Here is a 20,070-nt window from a genome sequence, read left to right as displayed (position 1 = left end):
ACTGACGACAACTCAATTATTTATATCTTTCTGTGCTGATTTAACAGTTATAAATTCCTTCGATACAATAAAAATACAACCAACCTCACAAATACCAAGGCTATATTTGTCCTCGCTAATATCCTTAAGTAAGCTTCGCCCCTTTCATCACACAATGTTCAATTAGGTCAAAAAACATGTTTAAACCTGAATTATTATCTCCTGCTGGTACGCTTAAAAATATGCGTTACGCCTTTGCTTATGGTGCTGATGCTGTTTACGCAGGCCAACCTCGTTATAGCTTACGAGTTAGAAATAATGATTTCAAAATGGAGACACTTGCCAGCGGTATTGAAGAGGCTCACGCCCTCGGTAAAAAACTGTATGTGGTGAGTAATATTGCCCCACATAATGCCAAGCTAAAAACCTATATTAAAGACATGCAACCGGTGATCGCGATGAAACCTGATGCGGTGATCATGTCTGACCCTGGGCTTATCATGATGGTCCGCGAAGCGTTTCCTGAACAAGTGGTTCACTTATCGGTTCAAGCAAATGCGATTAACTGGGCATCGGTTAAATTCTGGCAACAACAAGGCATCAAGCGAGTCATTTTATCGCGTGAATTATCATTGGATGAAATTGAAGAAATTCGCCAACGTTGTCCAGATATTGAATTAGAAGTGTTTGTGCATGGCGCACTTTGCATGGCGTACTCTGGCCGTTGCTTGCTCTCTGGTTACATGAATAAACGCGATCCTAATCAAGGAACCTGTACCAACTCATGCCGTTGGAAATACGATGTACACCCAGCACAACAAACAGAGACTGGCGATATCATCCCTGTGGCTCCAACCGTACAGTTTGAGAGCCCTACATTAGGTTCGGGCCAACCTAGTAGCGACATAGTGCTACTGCAAGAAGCTGGTCGTCCTGGCGAGTACATGCCTGCGTTTGAAGATGAACATGGCACCTACATTATGAACTCAAAAGATTTACGGGCTATTCAACATGTGGATCGTTTAACCAGAATGGGGATTGATTCATTAAAAATTGAAGGTCGTACTAAATCTTTTTACTATGTCGCGCGCACCGCACAATTATATCGCCAAGCAATTGAAGATGCCGCTACAGGCAAAGACTTTGATCGCACATTAATGAACAACCTTGAAGGTTTGGCGCATCGTGGCTATACCGAAGGGTTTTTACGTCGTCACGTTCATGACGAATATCAAAACTATCAATATGGCCATTCTGTGAGTGATAGCCAGCAATTTGTTGGTGAATTCACCGGTAAACGAAATGCTGAGGGTTTGGCTGAAATTGATGTAAAAAATAAATTTTCAGTCGGTGACAGTGTTGAAATAATGACAACTGAAGGTAATTTTGTTATCACTATTGAATGGTTAATAAATCGCAAAGGCGAATCGATTGACTCTGCTTTAGGCTCAGGCCATTTTGTGTTTCTAGCGCTTCCAGCAGCTATTAATATCGACAAAGCCATGTTAATGCGTAATTTACCTGAGGGAATGGACACCCGAAACCCTCATCAACCAGCTTAAATTAAGGTTTTTATGGCACTAATCATTGACGATAGCTGTATCAATTGTGATATGTGCGAACCCGAATGTCCTAATGAGGCCATTACTATGGGTGAAGAGGTGTATGAAATCGATCCTTCGTTGTGCACCGAATGTGTCGGTCATTACGACAAGCCAACTTGCGTGTCTGTTTGTCCTATAGATTGTATCGATCCCGACCCAAAACATGTCGAGTCACATGATGCGCTATTACTAAAATACGCTGCTCTCACGGGCAATGTGTAACCTCAGGATTGAGCAACTAAGAGCTAATATATAGTGCCTAGGTACCTAGCATCTAATATCTAATATCTAATATCTAGTATCTAGTATCTAGTATCTAGTATCTAGTATCTGCAAAAACGGCGCTTAATGCGCCGATTTTTATAGTCAAATAACACCATCACTATTCACTGGCTGTTAATGTTTGTAATACTTTTGCCAGTTGCTCAATGCCGATCCGAGCGGGTTTGGGTAAGTTATCTAACTCTATAGACAACAATAAATTTTTAACCTCTAACCCTAACTCTGTATCCCCTTCTATACGTAATTTACGCTGAAAAAATAGCGTGTCGGGATCTTCTTTGCCTGCTGCAACCAAAATTAACTCAGGCACATTGGCACTTAATGTCACATCAGGCTGAGTAAAAGCACGCACTCGTAGTTGTTGTTCGACACCCACCTCAAAACGCAAACCAATATCATCAACACAAATGCCTACCCACTTTTGTTTGAGAAAATGGAGTTCATCTGCCTTCAATTGTTCCGCAAACACTAAATTAAGCAGCTTATTAATGACGATTATTTTTAACGTTTCAGGCATCAAGTTTAGCGAGCGACGGCTTACTTGAGGCGCAAAATGTAACAAGCGCGCCGATAATTGTTGTGTAAATGCGTGAGCCATCGAGAGTACCTACTTGTAAATTGAACCAATAATCAAGTCAGTTTACTGGCAATTTATCTAACGAAACCTGTTTTAAATCAAATCATGTTAACTCAATCACATTTACACTCCTGTTCTTTGAAAAAAATGAGAACACCAACATGGAACTCTTATGCCCTGCAGGTAATTTAGCGTCGCTCAAAGCCGCTCTGAACGCTGGCGCTGATGCGGTTTACCTCGGACTAAAAGATGACACTAATGCGCGCTCGTTTGCAGGTCTAAACTTTTCTGCAGTACAACTGGCACAAGCGACAAAACTGGCCCAAAGCCAAGGGCGAAAGGTATTTTTAACCCTTAACACTTTTCCGAAACCCGGCGAAGAACAGCGCTGGTATCAGGCCGTTGATTTAGCCGCACAATTAGAAATGGATGCCCTCATCGTAGCTGACTTATCATTACTCGATTATGCCCACCAGCATTATCCGCACCTTCCGCTACATTTATCGGTACAAGCCAGCGCCACAAACTTAGGGGCTCTGTCATTTTATCAACAAGCTTTTAATATCGAACGAGCAGTATTGCCACGAGTGTTGTCGATTAAACAGGTTAGAGATTTAGCTAAAGTGAGCCCTGTTGAGCTTGAAGTATTTGCTTTTGGTAGTTTATGCATCATGGCTGAAGGACGCTGCCATTTATCATCATATGTAACAGGACAATCACCTAATACCGGCGGCTCATGTTCCCCGGCTAATCATGTGCGCTGGCAAGATTCTGGCAGCGATAAATTGACCCGACTCAATAATGTATTAATCGATAAAGCTGATGCTAACCAACAACTGGGTTATCCAGTGGTCTGTAAAGGCCGTTATGTTGCTGAGTACGATCATGATGCAAAGTATTTACTGGAGTCACCTACTAGTTTAAACACCTTAAGCTTGTTACCCGAGCTCGCCCAAGCGGGAATTAAATCACTTAAAATAGAAGGACGTCAGCGAAGCCCTGCTTACGTCAGCCAAGTCACCCACGTTTGGCGTAGCGCTATCGACACTTATTTAGCCAACCCCGAGTCTTTTTGCGAGCAACCACAATGGTCGCAAGCGTTAGCAAAAGTATCCGAAGGACAAATCACTACATTGGGCGCTTATGAGCGTCAATGGCAATAAGGTTTTACAATGAAAATATCTCTCGCTCCAATTAGTTACTGCTGGTCAAAATCTGACGTTGAACACTTTTATCAGCAAGTAGCATTGAGTAACATCGATAGCGTTTATTTAGGTGAAACCGTATGCAGCCGCCGCCGTGAACTGAAGTTTAACGACTACCTAGATCTCGCCAATATGCTTAAGTCTCATGGCAAACATGTGGTGTTATCAACCATGGCTTTGATAGAAGCGCAATCTGAGCTTAATGAACTGAAACGAGCTATTGATAATGGTGATTTTAGTATCGAAGCGAATGATATGGCTGCAGTACATTATGCGCACCAAGCGAAAGTCCCCTTTGTGTGTGGGCCAACAATCAATAATTACAATCGGACCAGTCTTGATTTATTGCACCAAAAAGGGATGTATCGTTTTGTCATGCCTTGTGAATTATCACAGCAGTGGTTAAACACCGTCATCAATCAAGGCGATAAACCCGCTTTTGAAATAGAGGTGCTCGGTCACGGCTATTTACCCTTGGCACATTCTGCACGCTGTTTTACCGCCAAACATTACCAATTGCCAAAAGATAAGTGTCAAACTATTTGCCAACGCCATAGCAAAGGCTTACTGGCTCAAACTCAAGAGTCACAACCGTTACTCCGCTTAAATGGCATTCAAACTCAATCTGCGGCGCAGGTAAACCTGATTAACCAAATTCCACAAATGATAGACATGGGGATTGATTATTGGCGTATATCCCCCAATAAATTAGCCGATATAACGATGGGTTCAGAACTTGCTCATGTATTAGCGCAAATAACAGAAGAGCCGCTTAATAGTAAATCGCTAATTAATAAACAGTTTAACGACAATAAACAGGCATCGATTATCAATCATCATTGCAATGGCTATTGGTTAGGGTTACCGGGCATGGACTATTCCCTTGAGCCCAATACTCCAGCGCGTTAACCTTATAAACGCTACTTGATAGCCATTAATAAAAGTGGTCATGAACCGTCATCATATCCATGTTTATTAATGGCATACAAACCATAAAAAAGTGCTAGATCCAAAGATAACACACACCCGCAACAAAGTTTCAACAGGCTGATTAAATTAGATTTTAACCATATACCCCGACAATTTCTTAAAGTAAATATCTACTCACATTTAACTAATATCTATTCGATTAAGTTATCATTTTACATACAGCAAATAAGGGGGTAACCTTGCCTACCCAAAAAAACAACTGAATGGACATTCAATTTTGGTCCATAATAAACAGTTGGGTAGCACAGCTGGCCAACTTAGAACACATAAGTAAGGTGTATTTAACGTGACACATAAAAAACATAACATTAAAACAATTCTCACCTTTATTATTCCGTCACTGATTGGCTTGTTACTGTTTATGACGCCTATCAATGTCGAAGGTTCGATTACCATTCCGATTGCAATCATCTCAAAAGCGTTGCAAAGCCAAATGGGCAGTTCGATTCAGCTTATTGTTACCTGCATTGTAGTATTAATGGCATTGGCCTCGTTACTGACACAGCTCATTAATCCTAAATTCGTGCGTAAAAGTACTTTTTTACGCACTTTACTGAAAGTGAATTTATTTTGGTTAGCGGTGCGCATTCTAGGCGCAATTTTTATCGTCATGGTTTATTGGCAAGTGGGCCCCGAAGCGATTATTTCATCGGCCACGGGTGGCTTAGTTCTGAATGATTTAGTACCTGTACTATTTTCAGTATTTATTTTTGCTGGCATGTTATTACCGCTATTGCTCAATTTTGGTTTATTGGAGTTTTTTGGCACATTATTAACCAAAGTAATGCGCCCAATATTCAATTTACCTGGTCGCAGTGCTATTGACTGCATGGCATCTTGGTTAGGTGATGGCAGTGTGGGCATTTTAATGACCACCAAACAATACGAAACCCGTTTCTATACTGCACGTGAAGCTGCTGTTATTGGTACAACCTTTTCTGCCGTATCGATAACCTTTAGCTTAGTGGTGATATCACAGGTCAAACTTGAGCACTTGTTTGTGCCGTTCTATCTGACAGTGTGCTTAGCTGGTTTTGTTGCTGCAATAATAGTCCCTAAATTACCGCCGCTATCATGGAAGAAAGATCTGTATATTGATAATACCCCTCGCCATGAAGATGACGAAACGATCCCAGCCAATCATGGTGTGTTTTCGTGGGGATTTGATCAAGCAATGCAACGCGCATCTTCTGCAGGTGGCATTAAGCATGTGCTAACGGAAGGGATTAAAAACGTTGTCGATATGATATTCGGGGTTATCCCTGTTGTTATGGCTATAGGTACCGTCGCATTAGTGTTGGCTGAGCATACGCCTATTTTTAATTACTTAGGTATGCCATTTATTCCGCTGTTAGAACTGCTGCATATTCCAGAAGCCACCGAAGCCTCGAAAACGATTGTGGTAGGGTTTGCCGATATGTTTATCCCATCCATTTTGGCCAGCTCTATAGAATCAGATTTGACCCGTTTTGTTATTGCTGCTTTATCGGTTACTCAGCTTATTTATATGAGCGAGGTAGGTGCTCTTTTAATTGGTAGTAAAATACCGGTTAACTTTTTTGAGCTATTCGTTATCTTTATTCTACGAACCTTAGTAACACTACCGATTATTGCATTAATGGGTCATTTACTCATTTAGTTGAAGTCAGTATATATAACCACTCAAAATAACCAGGGAGCGCAATGCGCTCCTTTTTTAAACTAAATATTCTCAGCGTAATCGAGATAAATCGAGTATGCTTAAACAATAAACACTGACTATGTGTCTTGCGATATTGATTACTAAGGGCAAACTATGGACGACAGACGTAAATTTTCTCGTATTTTTTTTGCAGCCAGTGCTCATCTCGCGCAAACAGAACAAACTTGGCGCACTAAAATTTTAGATTTAAGTCTTAACGGTGCATTAGTAGAATTACCATCTGGGTATACAGGTCAACTCAATAGCATTTTAACCTTAGAGTTTGTGTTACCCGACTCTGATATTGAACTCAAAATGGAAGCGGCAATTGTCCATAAAACCCCAGAACACCTGGGCTTAAAGTGTACTCACATTGACGTTGACAGCATTACCCACCTGCGCCGAATTATTGAACTCAACATAGGCGATGCTGAGTTATTAGATCGTGAGCTTACGTCGTTAATCACTCCAGCGCCTTAAGCTTTCAGATATACCGTAAAATGCAAAAAAAGTAAGTCAATGACTTACCTTTTTTATGCTCAAGTTTTGCTTTTAGCAATCGAGGGTTAATTAATTAACTCAAGCAGCTCATGGATAGTTTTCACTGGAATAATTTTTGCCCCAAGCCCTTCCATGGTTTTGTGATAATTACGAAATGGGATAAAAATCTCTGTAAAACCATGTTGTGCAGCTTCTTTTACTCTCGGCACACCACTATCAATTGGGCGCACATCGCCATTCAAACTCAACTCGCCCATAATACAAGTGGTTCTTGGCACGACAAAGTCATTTAAACTGCTCAGTAATGCCGTAACAAGCGCTAGATCGATGCAGGTTTCTGACTCATCAATTTTTAAACCGCCCACTATATTAAAAAATGTATCATGAAAAATTTTGGTTTTAGTATGCTTACGTAAAATACCGGTTAACATTTTAATCCGATTCATGTTTAAGCCCACACACACTCGTTGTGGAAACTCAGATTCAGTCTCGGTGGTTAAACATTGTATTTCCAATAGTAAATTACGGTTACCTTTACGAATACAAGTGATGGTCGAGCCCGGCGATTCGGTGGTTGAACCCGATAAAAATATTTCACTTGGGTTATCAACACTGATCATACCGCGTTCACTCATGCGGAATATCCCCACGGTATCAACATCACCAAAACGGTTTTTATTGGCGCGCAAGGTACGAATTTGCCCGTCGTTGGTGTCGATATGTAGCAATGAATCTACGATATGAACCAAGGTTTGCGGGCCTGCTATTTCGTTATTTTTATTTACGTGAGCAATAATGAACATGGTGACATTATTTTTTTTACAATATTGAGTAAATGCTTGAGCCGCCGTTTTAACTTGTGAAGGCGACCCCGGACTGCCATTGGCCGCATCGGTGACAACCGCTTGAATAGAGTCAATGACAGCAAACTTGATTTGCTTGGCTTCTAATTCTTCAATAATGGCTTCTACACTGGTTTCAGACAGCAGAAACAAGTTATCTTCGTTGTAATTAAGCTTTAAACGATTAACACGGTTTTTGAACTGAGATAATGATTCTTCTGCAGTACAGTACAGTGAAGCCATAGATTGTGACATCCGAGCAACCAAATCAGACAGTAATGTTGTTTTACCAGCTCCTGGGTCACCGGAAATAATATTCACCGATCCCGTCGTTAAACCACCACTGAGCACTCTATCTAATTCACCGATTTCAGTCAGTCTTTTTTCGGCATCTTGTGATTCAACTTCACTGAGTTTTTTAGAGCCCCCCCCCACAGCACCAGCGTATCCCAATACCGATGAACGTGAAGTTGAACTCTTTGAGGCCGACAGTTTCATTTCCACCAAAGAATTCCACGCACCACAACGACACTGTCCCTGCCAACGCGGATAATCCAGGCCACAATCGTCACAAACAAATGCCATTTTTGGAGCTTTCGCCATGTTAGTTCCTAGGTTGCAAATCAATTAGTACTTTTATGACCCATGTCACTCAGTCTACGAATCAATAAAGCATCATTGTTAGAAATTTCTTTACTGCCTAAACCTCACATCGAACGAATCAAATATGACGGTTTAGGCAACTCATAAGTATAATAATAACAACGATCTTTAGTCAGAGTCTTGCCAATGATTAAAATATTGTCCACACTCATGTAAACAAACTGTAAAAATCAACAAACAAACGTTACATCAATACAGCATTACCATTAATACGCTATGTTAGTCTTCGTTTCTGAGTAATTAACAACGATATCATTTGTGCATACCTATCGAACAACATTGAAATGTATATTACTATAAAGATCAGCACTTTCTTGCCGATAAAATTATCAGCCAGGCTCACAATAAGCATTTAAAACGATAAAATAATGAGTTTAGATAACCACAGGGCATTAATCGAACAACTAAAACCACTGATCATGGAACCTGATTTTCAGGACGTATTTGAACAGTTAACCGTTGACGAATCTAATTCAACCCGTTTTCTATTGAAAATGGAGCTAAACCGTATCTCATCTTTATGTACACGAATTATAGATTTACGAGATAAAACGGAACTGCCATGCGAAGAAGTTGTCATCGCTAACCAAAGATATTTTCTAGACGAACCCGCTAAAGATGCACTGCTACAAGCACTACCATTATACCGCAACAAATATACCTTAGGTGTATACGAGCACGTTATAAAAGCGCATAAACTGCGACGTCTGAAACTCAGAGAAAATGTTTCAATTGAGGTTGTCGACGAGGAAAATCCATTTTTAGTGCCTGGTGTTGTACTTGGCAGCTACTTTAATCGCTGTGAAGAACGAATGAATTATAGCATTCGAATTATGGTTTCTCAGCAAGGCATAACCGAAGTCAATGGCGCAACGCTAGATTTATCTGTCGGCGGCGCTCGCATTAAGTTGCCATTAAAGCATCATTTAGACCAAGATAAACCTTTGCGAGTAAAACTACTTGAACTCAGCGATGAATTTTATCTAGATGATCTAAAGCATGGTGTTGAATATCAAATAGTGGATATTCAAAACAAAGATGATAGTGCTATTTTTAGATTGAAAAGATTGGGTGGTGGAGAAGCATTAGACACCTTGTTATCACAGCTTATCCGAGGTTATAAGTTCCGTTATAAAGTCGATGTCAACGACGTCATCGTTACCGCTACCGGGTTAGGCTATGAACGACATTACTTACCTCTGCTAACACATTTACCTCTGTTCGTTTCCATTATTGAAGGTAAACCACTCGTAAACTACGAATTATTGGGTAGAGGCAACAAACCAATCCAACATTACTTTCAAGATGAAAATGAAATAAGTCAGTTACCGAGTTTTATTAATACCCGTCGCTTAACCCAAATGATTAAAAACACAGATAATAATGAGCATTGTTATCTATTCAGTTTTATCCATAACACCAATGGTAAATTACATTTTTATTCTGCTACTTTAGCAGAGCTTAAAGCGACCAAAAATATACATCTCTTTTTAGGTTTTGCGTCGACAAAAACCAGCTGGCGCGTATTTAAAATTGTAATGCAGCCTATTGATCATAGCAAAAACTATAAAACATCCACCTTACCGGGGGATGATGCTCGTTATGCGGCCCTCACTGAGCAACAATTAGCTCAATTTAGTCATACTTTACAACTTATTGATTTAACCAACGAGGAAGCTCGTAAAGACTATCAATGCTGGTTTGATCAATCTGATGTGAATGGCTTAAAGATTTTCTCTCAAGCAAAAATAAAACAACACAGCATCAAAAAAGTATCAATGCCATTTAGTGAGCGGCGCCATGAGGCTCGATTCGTCTTTAAAACCTTAGTCACAATTCAACAAGGTGATAAACAGACCACTGGTATTACTCATGATATTTCGAGTCGAGGTTTACAACTGACTCTAGATAAATCAGCTAATTTCAACGAACCGGGTCCGGTTACATTATCATTTCCACGCCTGCAAGCCGCTGCTGGAAAAACTAATTTATCGAATTTACCTTATCAGCTAATTCGCAGCCGGATGAATGGTGCAACTTTACATTTGAGTGCCATCATTGGCCACTCCCCGCATGAAGGCGTTGAGTTTTTAAGTAAATTAATTGCTCACAATAAACAAAAACTCGAGCAATTATCAGACAACGAAGGCCAGAAAAAAGAACTGGCTGATGGTATGAAAAATCTCGTGATGCGCCAATTGCCAGGAGTGCCATATTTTATCGAAAAAACAGTAAAAGCGGCACAAATGGCTTACATAGGTATTGGTACCACGACTGATGAAATAAGCCATTTATTTGCTCAAGACAGCGATAAGGTACTGCAATACAATTTAAAGCCACTACTAGACAACAATGTATTAAAACAACACATCATAGACCCTATCAAGTTAATGAAACCCACTCATGATATGGCCTTTTTTGAAGTGTTTATGCAACTCACCCGCCACCCTAGAGGTGCAGTGCAGATCCAATGTAAACTTAAATCAGAACTGGGTAATAGAGAACAACAAATTCAATTTATTACCCAAAGTAAAAAAGTGGGTCGCTTCATGGCGTTAAGGGTGTATATAGGAGCAACTGAAAAGCCCGATATGAGTTATATTCGACGCGAGCTAGAATATATCCACATTCATGCTAATCACCGTGCAAAGCAATTAGAAGAACAATTATGGAGAGTTATCGGTTCGGGTGAGCTATTAGATATTACTACTGAAGTTGAAATCCGTTTTCCAAGCTTAATGATACTAGCCTAAGCAATCTTTCAGAAACCGCTACTCGTGATAAGCTATGGCATAAATCGATAAGAAGGATTTAGTTCAAATCTGCATTTTTTGCTAGTCAAAGATTAAGTAACCAGAGAATAGGTTAATAACCACTTACTATTCCCATACAGCTAACTTGGCTCACATTGATAAATACCACTGTTTAATTTGTACAAAGTGATCTTGCTCGGCTTGTCGTTCAGTCAACATACCAGCATGATTATAATCCAATAAATTGCCCTTTTCTTTGGCGAGTAAAGTGTACTTAACCTGGCTAAAACCACATTCATCAATCATATCGCGTACATCTGACGGATTGCCTAATACGTGATCATTTTTACCAGCGATAAACCATGCCGGTGGCCATACCGCTTTAGTTGCGGCTTCTGCATAGTGAAAATTATCATCATGATCAACCCAATCACCTCGCACCCAATCAATCGTTTGTAATAATGATGCACTGCTCTCATTATCCATACCAACACGGAGTCGACAGGCATCAAAGTAGCCTTGTCTGCCAATATAAAAAGGCGCAAAACGATTCCAGAAAAAATCGACCATAAGCCATTTTTTAAATGACTTCACTTTGATAGTACGTTTGGAACCAAAGGTTAATAACGATGCAATACTAGACTGTAAATGACTATAACGAGCCAAACTACTGGCCATTAACACCCCGCCCCATGAATGGGCACACCAATGTACTTTATTAACCAAAGGATGACGCTGTAGAATAAACTGCTGCACTAGTGGCAATTGTTCACGGATGACTTCTCCTTGTCCCAACGTAAAGTCACGGTGAATTTTAGGCTCGCTTAAGCCTCGTCCTGCGGTATCCATCACATAAACATCAAAACCAGCGTTAGCTAAAAAACAGCCTAAACCACGGCCAGAACTGCTATAAAACACTCTGCCATTAGACATAGCCCCATGCAACATCAAAATAGGAATACCTAGGGCTGTCGGCAATGAAGGACGAATATGCCGAAGGTGCAATTGACCATCTCTGTATGGTATAAAAAGTGAATCTTGGAGGATATCGATAGTCAAAATAGGCAGTTATGTTAGTGATTATAAATATAAAACTAACATTACTGCCATGAAATACAACTAGAATAGAGTAATAATTCTATATTTAGCCTTGTTCATAAAGGTAAACATCAAAACGTTATAGTTGTAGGCAAAACACTAATGCTCGTAAATCGACATTTAGTATCGATGCATCAGCAGCAGCAATTAATTTAGGTTTAGCATGAAATGCCACACCTAAATCTGCAGCTTGGATCATCGGAATATCATTAGCGCCGTCACCAATTGCCACTCGCTGACCTGATGGAATGCCCCACTGTTCAGCACATTGACTAATCACATTAGCTTTGTATTGAGCATCTACTACTTCACCTGTCACTTCGCCACTTAGCTTACCATCAACAATAACCAGCTCATTGGCAAACGCCGCATCAAGATTAAGTAATGTTTTTAAATGGCCCACAAATGGTGTGAATCCACCAGAAGCGACAACCAGTTTCCATTGATGCGTTTTTAACTCGGCTAACATCACTTCAAGACCAGGCATTAAAGGCAAGGTATCGCACAACTGCTGAATAATAGAGGCATCAGCACCAGCAAGTTTACTGACTCGTTGTCTTAAAGACTGTTCAAAATCCAATTCACCACGCATAGCACTTGCCGTAACTGCTGCTACCTCCTCACCCACGCCAGCCATAGCGGCGAGTTCGTCGATACATTCAATTTGAATGGCAGTAGAATCCATATCCATCACTAATAAACCGGGTTGGTTTAACCGTGCTAATGGCTGTTGAATGAGTACAATTTCGGCGGGTATATTTTGAGGAAATGACGCGACCCACCCGTCATTAGCAGTTTGAGCCGACAGTTCTAAACCAAATAAATCGTTTTGCCTGTCAAGCCTTGCGATATGAGTATCGCTTGATATTGAAGATAACCAGGCTTCTATCTCTGTTGAGCATTGCGCACTAAAAATAACTCGACAACGATACGGTAACTGAGATTGTAAGTTAAGTAAATAATCTGACTCTTGATAACGATATAACACACAGCCTAAATGTTGATATGTCTCACAAGTATCTGAAAATAAAAAATTTAATAAAACATTATCACGTTGTTCAAGCATCAATACGGCCTCTTAGTATGTTACGACTATCTACTGACAAATTTTTCGATTAGTATAGCTTTTTGATAATTCTCTGTAATTGGGTTAGCACAGAATGGTTGCTCGGTAAAAGAACTCCCTAAAACAGCCTCCAATTAAATAGAAAAAACACTGAGGATTAAAGTGATTTTTGTTAAAGGTCTTAAGAAAAGGCAAAAAATTAGCAGAATTGTGCAAATCATTGTGGCAATAGCACTGATCTTCGGCCTAATGTACTTGTGGCAATCAAGTTTACGTAATGGTCAAAAATTATTAAATTCACAAACAAAAGTGATGGCAAGGCTATTAGCACAGCAAGCCGCTAATGGTGCGGCTCCAGCAATGTTTTTACAAAATGATGAGCAACTGCAATGGTTAGCATCAGCACTTGCTGCTGATCCTAAAGTGATGTCGGTGAATATCTATAATTCACAAGGTGTAAGGCTAGCCTTTGCCCAAAGTGTGTCTTATGAAAACTTAGAAGCCGACTCTGAAATATTAAAAGGCTTATTAAAACCATATCCCCCCCTGATTGAGAACGTTGTTCAAGACGACAACAATTTAGGTTACGTTGAAGTACGTTTAAATCTTGATATATTTTTCGACGAAATAAAAATATTGCATGAACAGAACATGCAATTACAGCAGATGATGTTAATTGTAGCTGGCTTTATTGGTTTACTATTATCACGGGCACTTTCATTTAAACGTGCCGATTTTGACCGCCGAAAAGCCCAAGCTAAATTACGTAAAAAACCTAAAAAATCGGCCTTGCTCGCTTCAAACGAAACGCAAGCAGACGAGTCAGAAGATGTAAAACAAGATCCTCCTGCCTAGAGAGATTGCTGACAGAAATGACAAACATAAAAAATGGGCACTCAATGAGTGCCCATTTTTATGACTAACGATTAAATTACAGTGTTAACGCTGCATCTAAAGTCATGATGATCATGTCGCTGAATGTTGTTTGACGCTCATCAGAGGTCGTCTTCTCACCGGTACGAATGTGGTCTGATACCGTTACAACACATAACGCTTTGGCGCCTAATTCATGTGCTACACCGTATAAACCAGCTGCTTCCATTTCGACGCCAAGAATACCCATTTTTTCCATAACATCAAACATTTGAGGATCTGGAGTATAAAATAGGTCGGCAGAGAAAACGTTACCTACACGGATTTTAGTGCCGTGCGCTTTCGCTGAATCAACAACAGCACTTAGCAAGCTGTAGTCTGCAATTGCAGCAAAATCGTTATCTTTAAAACGTAAACGGTTCACTTTAGAATCAGTACATGCACCCATACCGATAATCACATCACGTACTTTTACGTCAGTGCTGATTGCGCCACAAGTACCAACACGGATTAAGTTCTTAACACCGTAGTCTTTGATAAGTTCGTGTGCATAGATTGAACAAGATGGGATACCCATACCTGAACCCATAACAGAAATACGCTTACCTTTATAGGTACCGGTAAAACCTAGCATGTTACGTACATCAGTCACTTGCTCAACATTTTCTAAAAATGTCTCAGCAATATATTTTGCACGTAACGGATCGCCTGGAAAAAGTACCGTTTCAGCAAAAGCACCTTCAACAGCATTAATATGTGGTGTAGCCATGTTATAACCCCTATGTTTCTATTTTATTTTGTATTGCTTAGTCATGTTTACAGTTTAGCAAAGCCATTAAACTTTATATAGAACCGTCGTTTGAAAATGTGACTAATTAATAAAAGATTCACCATAATTCATCGGTTCTAACTCAAAATAACTCGCAATAGACTGGCCAATATCAGCAAAAGACTTACGACGGCCTAGCGAGCCTGCAGATAAACCTGCACCATAAGCGAGTACCGGCACACGTTCACGAGTATGTTCAGTGCCAACCCAAGTAGGATCACAACCATGATCAGCAGTGAAAACCACTAAATCTTCAGGCTGTAAAATCGCTAATAATTCCGGTAAACGAGAATCAAAGTACTCAAGTGCTTTAGCATAACCGGCAGTGTCACGGCGATGACCATAATGAGAGTCAAAATCAACAAAATTGGTAAACACAATCGTGTTATCGCCAGCACGTTCAATTTGCGCTAAGGTTTCGTCAAATAACTCTTCAAGACCAGTCGCTTTAAATTGTTGAGTAATACCGCTGTGCGCATATATATCAGAAATTTTACCGATACTAACCACTTCACCGCCAGCATCTTTAAGCTTATCTAATACCGTAGGCGCTGGTGGTAATACCGCATAATCATGACGGTTACCAGTACGAGCGAAATCAGCAGCGCCAGTGCCAACAAACGGACGAGCAATTACGCGACCAATGTTATAAGGCTCTAACTCTTCACGCGCTATTTTGCACAAGTTGTATAGGTTTTCTACACCAAAACTTTCTTCATGACATGCTATTTGGAATACAGAGTCAGCAGAGGTATAGAAAATAGGCTTGCCTGTTTTCATGTGCTCTTCGCCTAACTCTTCAAGAATTTGAGTCCCTGACGCATGGCAGTTACCTAAAAACCCATCTAAACCAGCGCGTTCAAGGATTTTATCTGTGAGTTCTTTCGGAAATGAATTGGTTAGGTCACTAAAATAACCCCACTCATAAAGGACAGGAACACCCGCCATTTCCCAGTGACCACTTGGAGTGTCTTTGCCTGAACTTAATTCGTCAGCATGGCCATAAGCACCGATGAGTTCGACATTATCAGCAAATCCAGCAGCAAATTTACCCGTACTTTCAAAACCAGCATGGCCTAGACCAAAGCGAGCAAGATTAGGTAATTTCAATGGACCTTGACGGCCGATATCCGCTTTGCCGTCAGCACAAGCTTGCGCGATGTGACCAAAAGTATCAGAGCCAACGTCACCAAACTTATCGGCGTCGGTAGCAGCACCAACACCAAAAGAGTCGAGCATTAAGATAAAAGTACGTTTCATTATTTGTTTCCTTTATAAATCTGAAGCGCGAATATAACGATATATTTCAGGCGTTTTCTCAGGCGCGCTATCACCAATAATAATGGCTTGCTGAATAGCAGCGGCAGCTTCGGCGAAAGCATCTTCAGATTGAGCATGGATCATCGCTAACGGAACATCTTTGTTAACTTCCTGACCCAATGCGCATACTTGAGTTAATCCAACACTGTAATCCAGTGCATCACCTGGTTTGCGACGTCCACCACCTAAGGTCACTACGGCTAAACCAAGTTCTCGTGTATCCATTTTGTAAGCAAAGCCAGATGTATTGGCATATACAGGTCGTACAATTTTCGCATGAGGTAAATACTTATCATATGCCTCAACAAAATCTGTTGGGCCACCTAAGCCAGACACCATTTTAGCAAATGCCTCTGCTGCTTTACCATTATCTAATACAGTATTTAGTTTATGACGAGCTTCTGCTTCATTCTGTGCAATACCACCCAAAATTAGCATTTCTGCACATAATCCCATGGTGACAGCATATAAACGTGGATTACGATATTGACCAGTCAAAAAGTTTATCGCCTCACGAACCTCAACCGCATTACCTGCACACGAAGCCAATACTTGGTTCATGTCAGTTAACAATGCCGTTGTTTTAGTTCCTGCGCCATTAGCAACAGCAGTAATACTGCGAGCTAATTCTTCAGATGCTTCGTAAGTAGGCATAAATGCACCGCTGCCGACTTTGACATCCATTGCAAGAGCATCAAGCCCCGCGGCTAACTTTTTAGATAAAATAGATGCGGTGATAAGTGAGATAGATTCAACGGTGGCAGTATTATCACGAATCGAATAGAAACGCTTATCAGCAGGGACTAAGTCACCGGTTTGACCAATAATGGCAACACCAGCGTCTTTAACCACTTTGCGGAATAATTCACTTGAAGGCTCAGTTTGATAGCCAGGAATAGCATCAAATTTATCTAACGTACCACCGGTGTGACCTAAGCCACGACCTGAAATCATTGGTACATAACCGCCACAAGCTGCAGCCATAGGGCCAAGCATTAGGCTGATTACATCGCCAACACCACCAGTGCTATGCTTATCGATAATAGGGCCATTGAGGCCGAGAGAATCCCAATTTAATACGGTTCCGGAATCGCGCATTGCAATCGTTAATGCAATCCGTTCGTCCATATTCATATCTTTGAAATACACTGCCATGCCGAACGCAGCAATTTGGCCTTCTGAAACCGTATTATGAGTAATGCCATCAACAAAGAATTGAATTTCTGCAGTGCTTAATACATCGCCATTACGTTTTTTGCGTATAATTTCTTGAGCTAAAAACATGTTACGTCTCCCTTTAGGCAACCCATCACCTTTGGGGTCGCCTTTAATAATAGGATGCTATCAAGTGATAGCGCCTCAGTACGACAATGATCCAAGGCCATACTGAGATTTTTGACTATCTATGCGATTAGTAACCTGAAGTAGGCTTAGGGGTATCAACTAATTCTAATGTATGTAATAAGCTATTTAATAAGCTAGATGCACCAAAACGGAAAGTTTGTGGGGTAACCCAATCAGCACCCAAAATGCGCGCAGCCAAGTCTAAAAACTCTGCTGTTTGTGCTGCATCACGAACACCGCCGGCAGGCTTAAAGCCTACATTGCGATTTTTCTCACTGATTACAGTTAGCATAATTTCAGCCGCTTCAAGTGTGGCGTTCACCGGTACTTTACCCGTTGATGTTTTAATAAAATCAGCACCGGCATCGATAGCTAATTCTGATGCTTTACGGATCAAAGCTGGATCTTTCAACACACCAGATTCGATGATAACTTTTAAAATCGCATCATCGCCGCACTCTTCCTTACAGGCTTTAACCAATTCAAAACCGACGGTTTCGTTACCTTCCATTAATGCACGGTATGGAAACACAACATCGACTTCATCAGCACCATAGGCAACTGCGGCACGAGTTTCTAGTACTGCGATGGCAATATCATCATTACCGTGTGGAAAATTAGTTACGGTTGCAATTTTAATGTCTTCACAATCAAGTTCATTTAGTGTTTTACGTGCAATAGGAATAAAACGAGGATAAATACAAATTGCGGCAGTATTACCTGCTGGAGACTTGGCTTTATGGCACAAATCGATGACCTTTTGATCAGTATCATCGTCATTTAAAGTGGTTAAATCCATTAATTCAATACCACGTTGTGCCGCTTTTTTTAAATCAGTCATAATTGCTCTCCGAAACGATAAATCAAAGTTGATAAATTTTTTTCAGGCAACACTATGTAGCTGGCATATGATTATAATTATGGCCGGGCCTTCAGTATTGCCAGTAAATCTTACTACTATTTACTAACCTAAGTATTCAATCTGATAACGAGTACCACGACTTGAATCCTTGAAGACCGGAAAAGATAAAACAAAGATAATTGTTTCAACTGTTCCGCGAAAAATCCATTTTAGCGCGTAAAAATAAAACTTTGTAGGGTACAAACTTTTATATAAAAACACTCTTATTAGGCAATGATTTTAAATGAAAGTTCGATTTGCATTTATTGTAAAATATGGAGCCGCTAAAAGCGGCTCCAACAACTCATATACAAAAAAACTAGATTTTGTAAGTTGCGGTTAGGAAGTGAGTCCAACCTGTTGTATTCAAACCATCAAAGAACTGATTCTTAAATGCATTGTCATTTAAGCCGTATGAGTGGTAGAAGTATTTAGCACCATAACCTAAAGCAAAACGGTCTGTATGGTAGTAAAGACCTAAGAAACCAGCGCCACCGTGTTCAGTGTTGTTATAGTTACCATCACTGTTTTGGCCTGAATATTCTTCGTCCATGTCAAATTGGTAATCAACATAACCTTGGAAAGATAAAAAGCTCTTGTCATCGAAGAAAACAAATGGCTTGAACCAGTTAGCTGAGAATTGGTAACCATTCCAGTCTTTACGGTTAATATCATAACTAGCGAACATGTTCATGCCAGTTTTACCTAACCATGGAACCATTACATCCGCACCAACACCCCAGAAAGACATGTTAACATCGCCAGCACCATTACCATCGGTATTGATAGCGCCGCCACCCCAGTTAAATAGAGTAGATAAATATACTTCTTGAACTGGGCCGAAAGATAAATCTTTACCAGTAATAGCATCAAGAGAAAAACGAGGAGCTAACTTCATGAACATTTTGCTCGCGCCGTCAGCTTTATCGCCTGAATCACTGTTGCCTAAGTTGAAAACATCAACATAACCATATAGGTCAACAAAACCAGAACGTCCACCAAACTCCATCTCTAAATAGTTATGGGTAGCTTCATCTTCGTTTGCAATTGGATGCTCATCGATTGCGTACATAATGTTAAACTGCATCCACTTATAATCATTAGCGTGAATGTCACCAGTTTGTTCAGCAGCAGAAACAGTAAATGCAGAGCCCGCTAGTGCTACGGTACTTGCTAATACTAAAGTATTTAATTTTTTCATCATCAACCCCATGTATATTATTTAACTATCTTCTTGGATAGCACTTCTTTTTAATCATTCGTATTTTACCGTTACTGATATAAATCTCAATATTTAATCGATAAAAAACGAATACAAAATTCTTTTTTGTGAACAATGTCGCGACTTTTTGTCCACACATCATTAACAATTTGACATTTCAATCTTGACTAGAGAATTTAATGCATCCTCTTTTGCAATCACTAAAACAGCATAACTTCGTATTGGGAAACGGTGGATTAACACAAAAATCAATAACAACTTTATTACAAAACTGGGTCTCTAATAATTATTAAAGTAAAGACCCAGCTGTAGGAGGTATTCCCCCTGGAATTACTCTTAA

General features: G+C 40.2%; 17 protein-coding genes. 8 read left to right on the top strand and 9 right to left on the bottom strand.

Going from position 1 to position 20,070, the window contains the following annotated elements; all coding sequences use genetic code 11:
- Window positions 1-176: 176 nt before the first annotated feature.
- Window positions 177-1,541, top strand: a complete 1,365-nt coding sequence (gene trhP / locus AAEY97_RS01245) for a prephenate-dependent tRNA uridine(34) hydroxylase TrhP (protein ID WP_101085695.1) — start codon at window positions 177-179, stop codon at window positions 1,539-1,541.
- A gap of 12 nt (window positions 1,542-1,553) precedes the next feature.
- The gene (locus AAEY97_RS01240) at window positions 1,554-1,805 is read left to right on the top strand and encodes a YfhL family 4Fe-4S dicluster ferredoxin (protein WP_059746450.1); all 252 of its coding nucleotides are present in this window, start codon (window positions 1,554-1,556) and stop codon (window positions 1,803-1,805) included.
- Between the two features lie 160 nt (window positions 1,806-1,965).
- On the opposite strand, the gene ubiT is transcribed toward AAEY97_RS01240, so the two are convergent.
- Window positions 1,966-2,463, bottom strand: coding sequence for a ubiquinone anaerobic biosynthesis accessory factor UbiT (ubiT, locus tag AAEY97_RS01235; RefSeq protein WP_350995940.1), 498 nt, complete (start codon window positions 2,461-2,463; stop codon window positions 1,966-1,968).
- A 140-nt stretch (window positions 2,464-2,603) separates the two neighbouring features.
- On the opposite strand from ubiT, the gene ubiU reads away from it, so the two are divergent.
- From ubiU to AAEY97_RS01215, 4 genes are all read left to right on the top strand, one after another.
- A complete protein-coding gene (gene ubiU, locus AAEY97_RS01230; protein ID WP_101085701.1) occupies window positions 2,604-3,605 on the top strand; it encodes a ubiquinone anaerobic biosynthesis protein UbiU in 1,002 nt (333 codons plus the stop codon).
- Window positions 3,606-3,614: 9 nt separating this feature from the next.
- Window positions 3,615-4,556, top strand: a complete 942-nt coding sequence (locus AAEY97_RS01225) for a U32 family peptidase (protein ID WP_350977746.1) — start codon at window positions 3,615-3,617, stop codon at window positions 4,554-4,556.
- A gap of 442 nt (window positions 4,557-4,998) precedes the next feature.
- A complete protein-coding gene (locus AAEY97_RS01220; RefSeq protein WP_502959423.1) occupies window positions 4,999-6,276 on the top strand; it encodes a YjiH family protein in 1,278 nt (425 codons plus the stop codon).
- 156 nt (window positions 6,277-6,432) lie between these two features.
- Complete coding sequence (locus AAEY97_RS01215) at window positions 6,433-6,798, top strand: PilZ domain-containing protein (protein WP_101085707.1); 366 nt, start codon at window positions 6,433-6,435, stop codon at window positions 6,796-6,798.
- Window positions 6,799-6,884: 86 nt separating this feature from the next.
- Here AAEY97_RS01215 and radA read toward each other — a convergent pair whose 3' ends face one another.
- Window positions 6,885-8,264: a DNA repair protein RadA gene (radA, locus tag AAEY97_RS01210; RefSeq protein ID WP_101085709.1), complete on the bottom strand. Its 1,380-nt coding sequence runs from the start codon at window positions 8,262-8,264 to the stop codon at window positions 6,885-6,887.
- A 428-nt stretch (window positions 8,265-8,692) separates the two neighbouring features.
- Between radA and AAEY97_RS01205 the strand changes: the two genes are divergently transcribed.
- Entirely contained in the window at window positions 8,693-11,077 is a 2,385-nt protein-coding gene (locus AAEY97_RS01205; RefSeq protein ID WP_350995934.1) for a PilZ domain-containing protein, read from the top strand.
- A 150-nt stretch (window positions 11,078-11,227) separates the two neighbouring features.
- On the opposite strand, the gene AAEY97_RS01200 is transcribed toward AAEY97_RS01205, so the two are convergent.
- Complete coding sequence (locus AAEY97_RS01200) at window positions 11,228-12,136, bottom strand: alpha/beta fold hydrolase (RefSeq protein ID WP_350995931.1); 909 nt, start codon at window positions 12,134-12,136, stop codon at window positions 11,228-11,230.
- A 118-nt stretch (window positions 12,137-12,254) separates the two neighbouring features.
- Window positions 12,255-13,241 carry a phosphoserine phosphatase SerB gene (gene serB / locus AAEY97_RS01195; RefSeq protein ID WP_350995928.1) on the bottom strand — a complete coding sequence of 329 codons (987 nt, stop codon included), beginning with the start codon at window positions 13,239-13,241 and terminating at the stop codon, window positions 12,255-12,257.
- Window positions 13,242-13,403: 162 nt separating this feature from the next.
- Here serB and AAEY97_RS01190 point away from each other — a divergent pair, with 162 nt between their 5' ends.
- Window positions 13,404-14,096, top strand: coding sequence for an AhpA/YtjB family protein (locus tag AAEY97_RS01190; protein WP_162022533.1), 693 nt, complete (start codon window positions 13,404-13,406; stop codon window positions 14,094-14,096).
- Window positions 14,097-14,172: 76 nt separating this feature from the next.
- Here AAEY97_RS01190 and deoD read toward each other — a convergent pair whose 3' ends face one another.
- The 5 genes from deoD to AAEY97_RS01165 all read right to left on the bottom strand — a co-directional run bounded on the left by deoD (window position 14,173) and on the right by AAEY97_RS01165 (window position 19,712).
- The gene (deoD, locus tag AAEY97_RS01185) at window positions 14,173-14,883 is read right to left on the bottom strand and encodes a purine-nucleoside phosphorylase (protein WP_059746461.1); all 711 of its coding nucleotides are present in this window, start codon (window positions 14,881-14,883) and stop codon (window positions 14,173-14,175) included.
- A gap of 102 nt (window positions 14,884-14,985) precedes the next feature.
- Complete coding sequence (locus AAEY97_RS01180) at window positions 14,986-16,203, bottom strand: phosphopentomutase (RefSeq protein WP_350995924.1); 1,218 nt, start codon at window positions 16,201-16,203, stop codon at window positions 14,986-14,988.
- A gap of 12 nt (window positions 16,204-16,215) precedes the next feature.
- Window positions 16,216-17,547 (bottom strand): thymidine phosphorylase, encoded by a 1,332-nt coding sequence (gene deoA, locus AAEY97_RS01175; protein WP_011636477.1) that lies wholly within the window; start codon window positions 17,545-17,547, stop codon window positions 16,216-16,218.
- Window positions 17,548-17,674: 127 nt separating this feature from the next.
- Window positions 17,675-18,448, bottom strand: coding sequence for a deoxyribose-phosphate aldolase (gene deoC / locus AAEY97_RS01170; RefSeq protein ID WP_101085722.1), 774 nt, complete (start codon window positions 18,446-18,448; stop codon window positions 17,675-17,677).
- Window positions 18,449-18,827: 379 nt separating this feature from the next.
- Window positions 18,828-19,712: a nucleoside-specific channel-forming Tsx family protein gene (locus AAEY97_RS01165; RefSeq protein WP_162022532.1), complete on the bottom strand. Its 885-nt coding sequence runs from the start codon at window positions 19,710-19,712 to the stop codon at window positions 18,828-18,830.
- Between the last annotated feature and the right edge of the window lie 358 nt (window positions 19,713-20,070).

Origin of the sequence: Shewanella sp. TB7-MNA-CIBAN-0143 (assembly GCF_040310065.1) — a bacterium.
In the GTDB taxonomy this organism is placed as follows: domain Bacteria; phylum Pseudomonadota; class Gammaproteobacteria; order Enterobacterales; family Shewanellaceae; genus Shewanella.
Note: the sequence above shows the minus strand (reverse complement) of the source record. Positions and strands in the feature narration are given on the sequence as shown.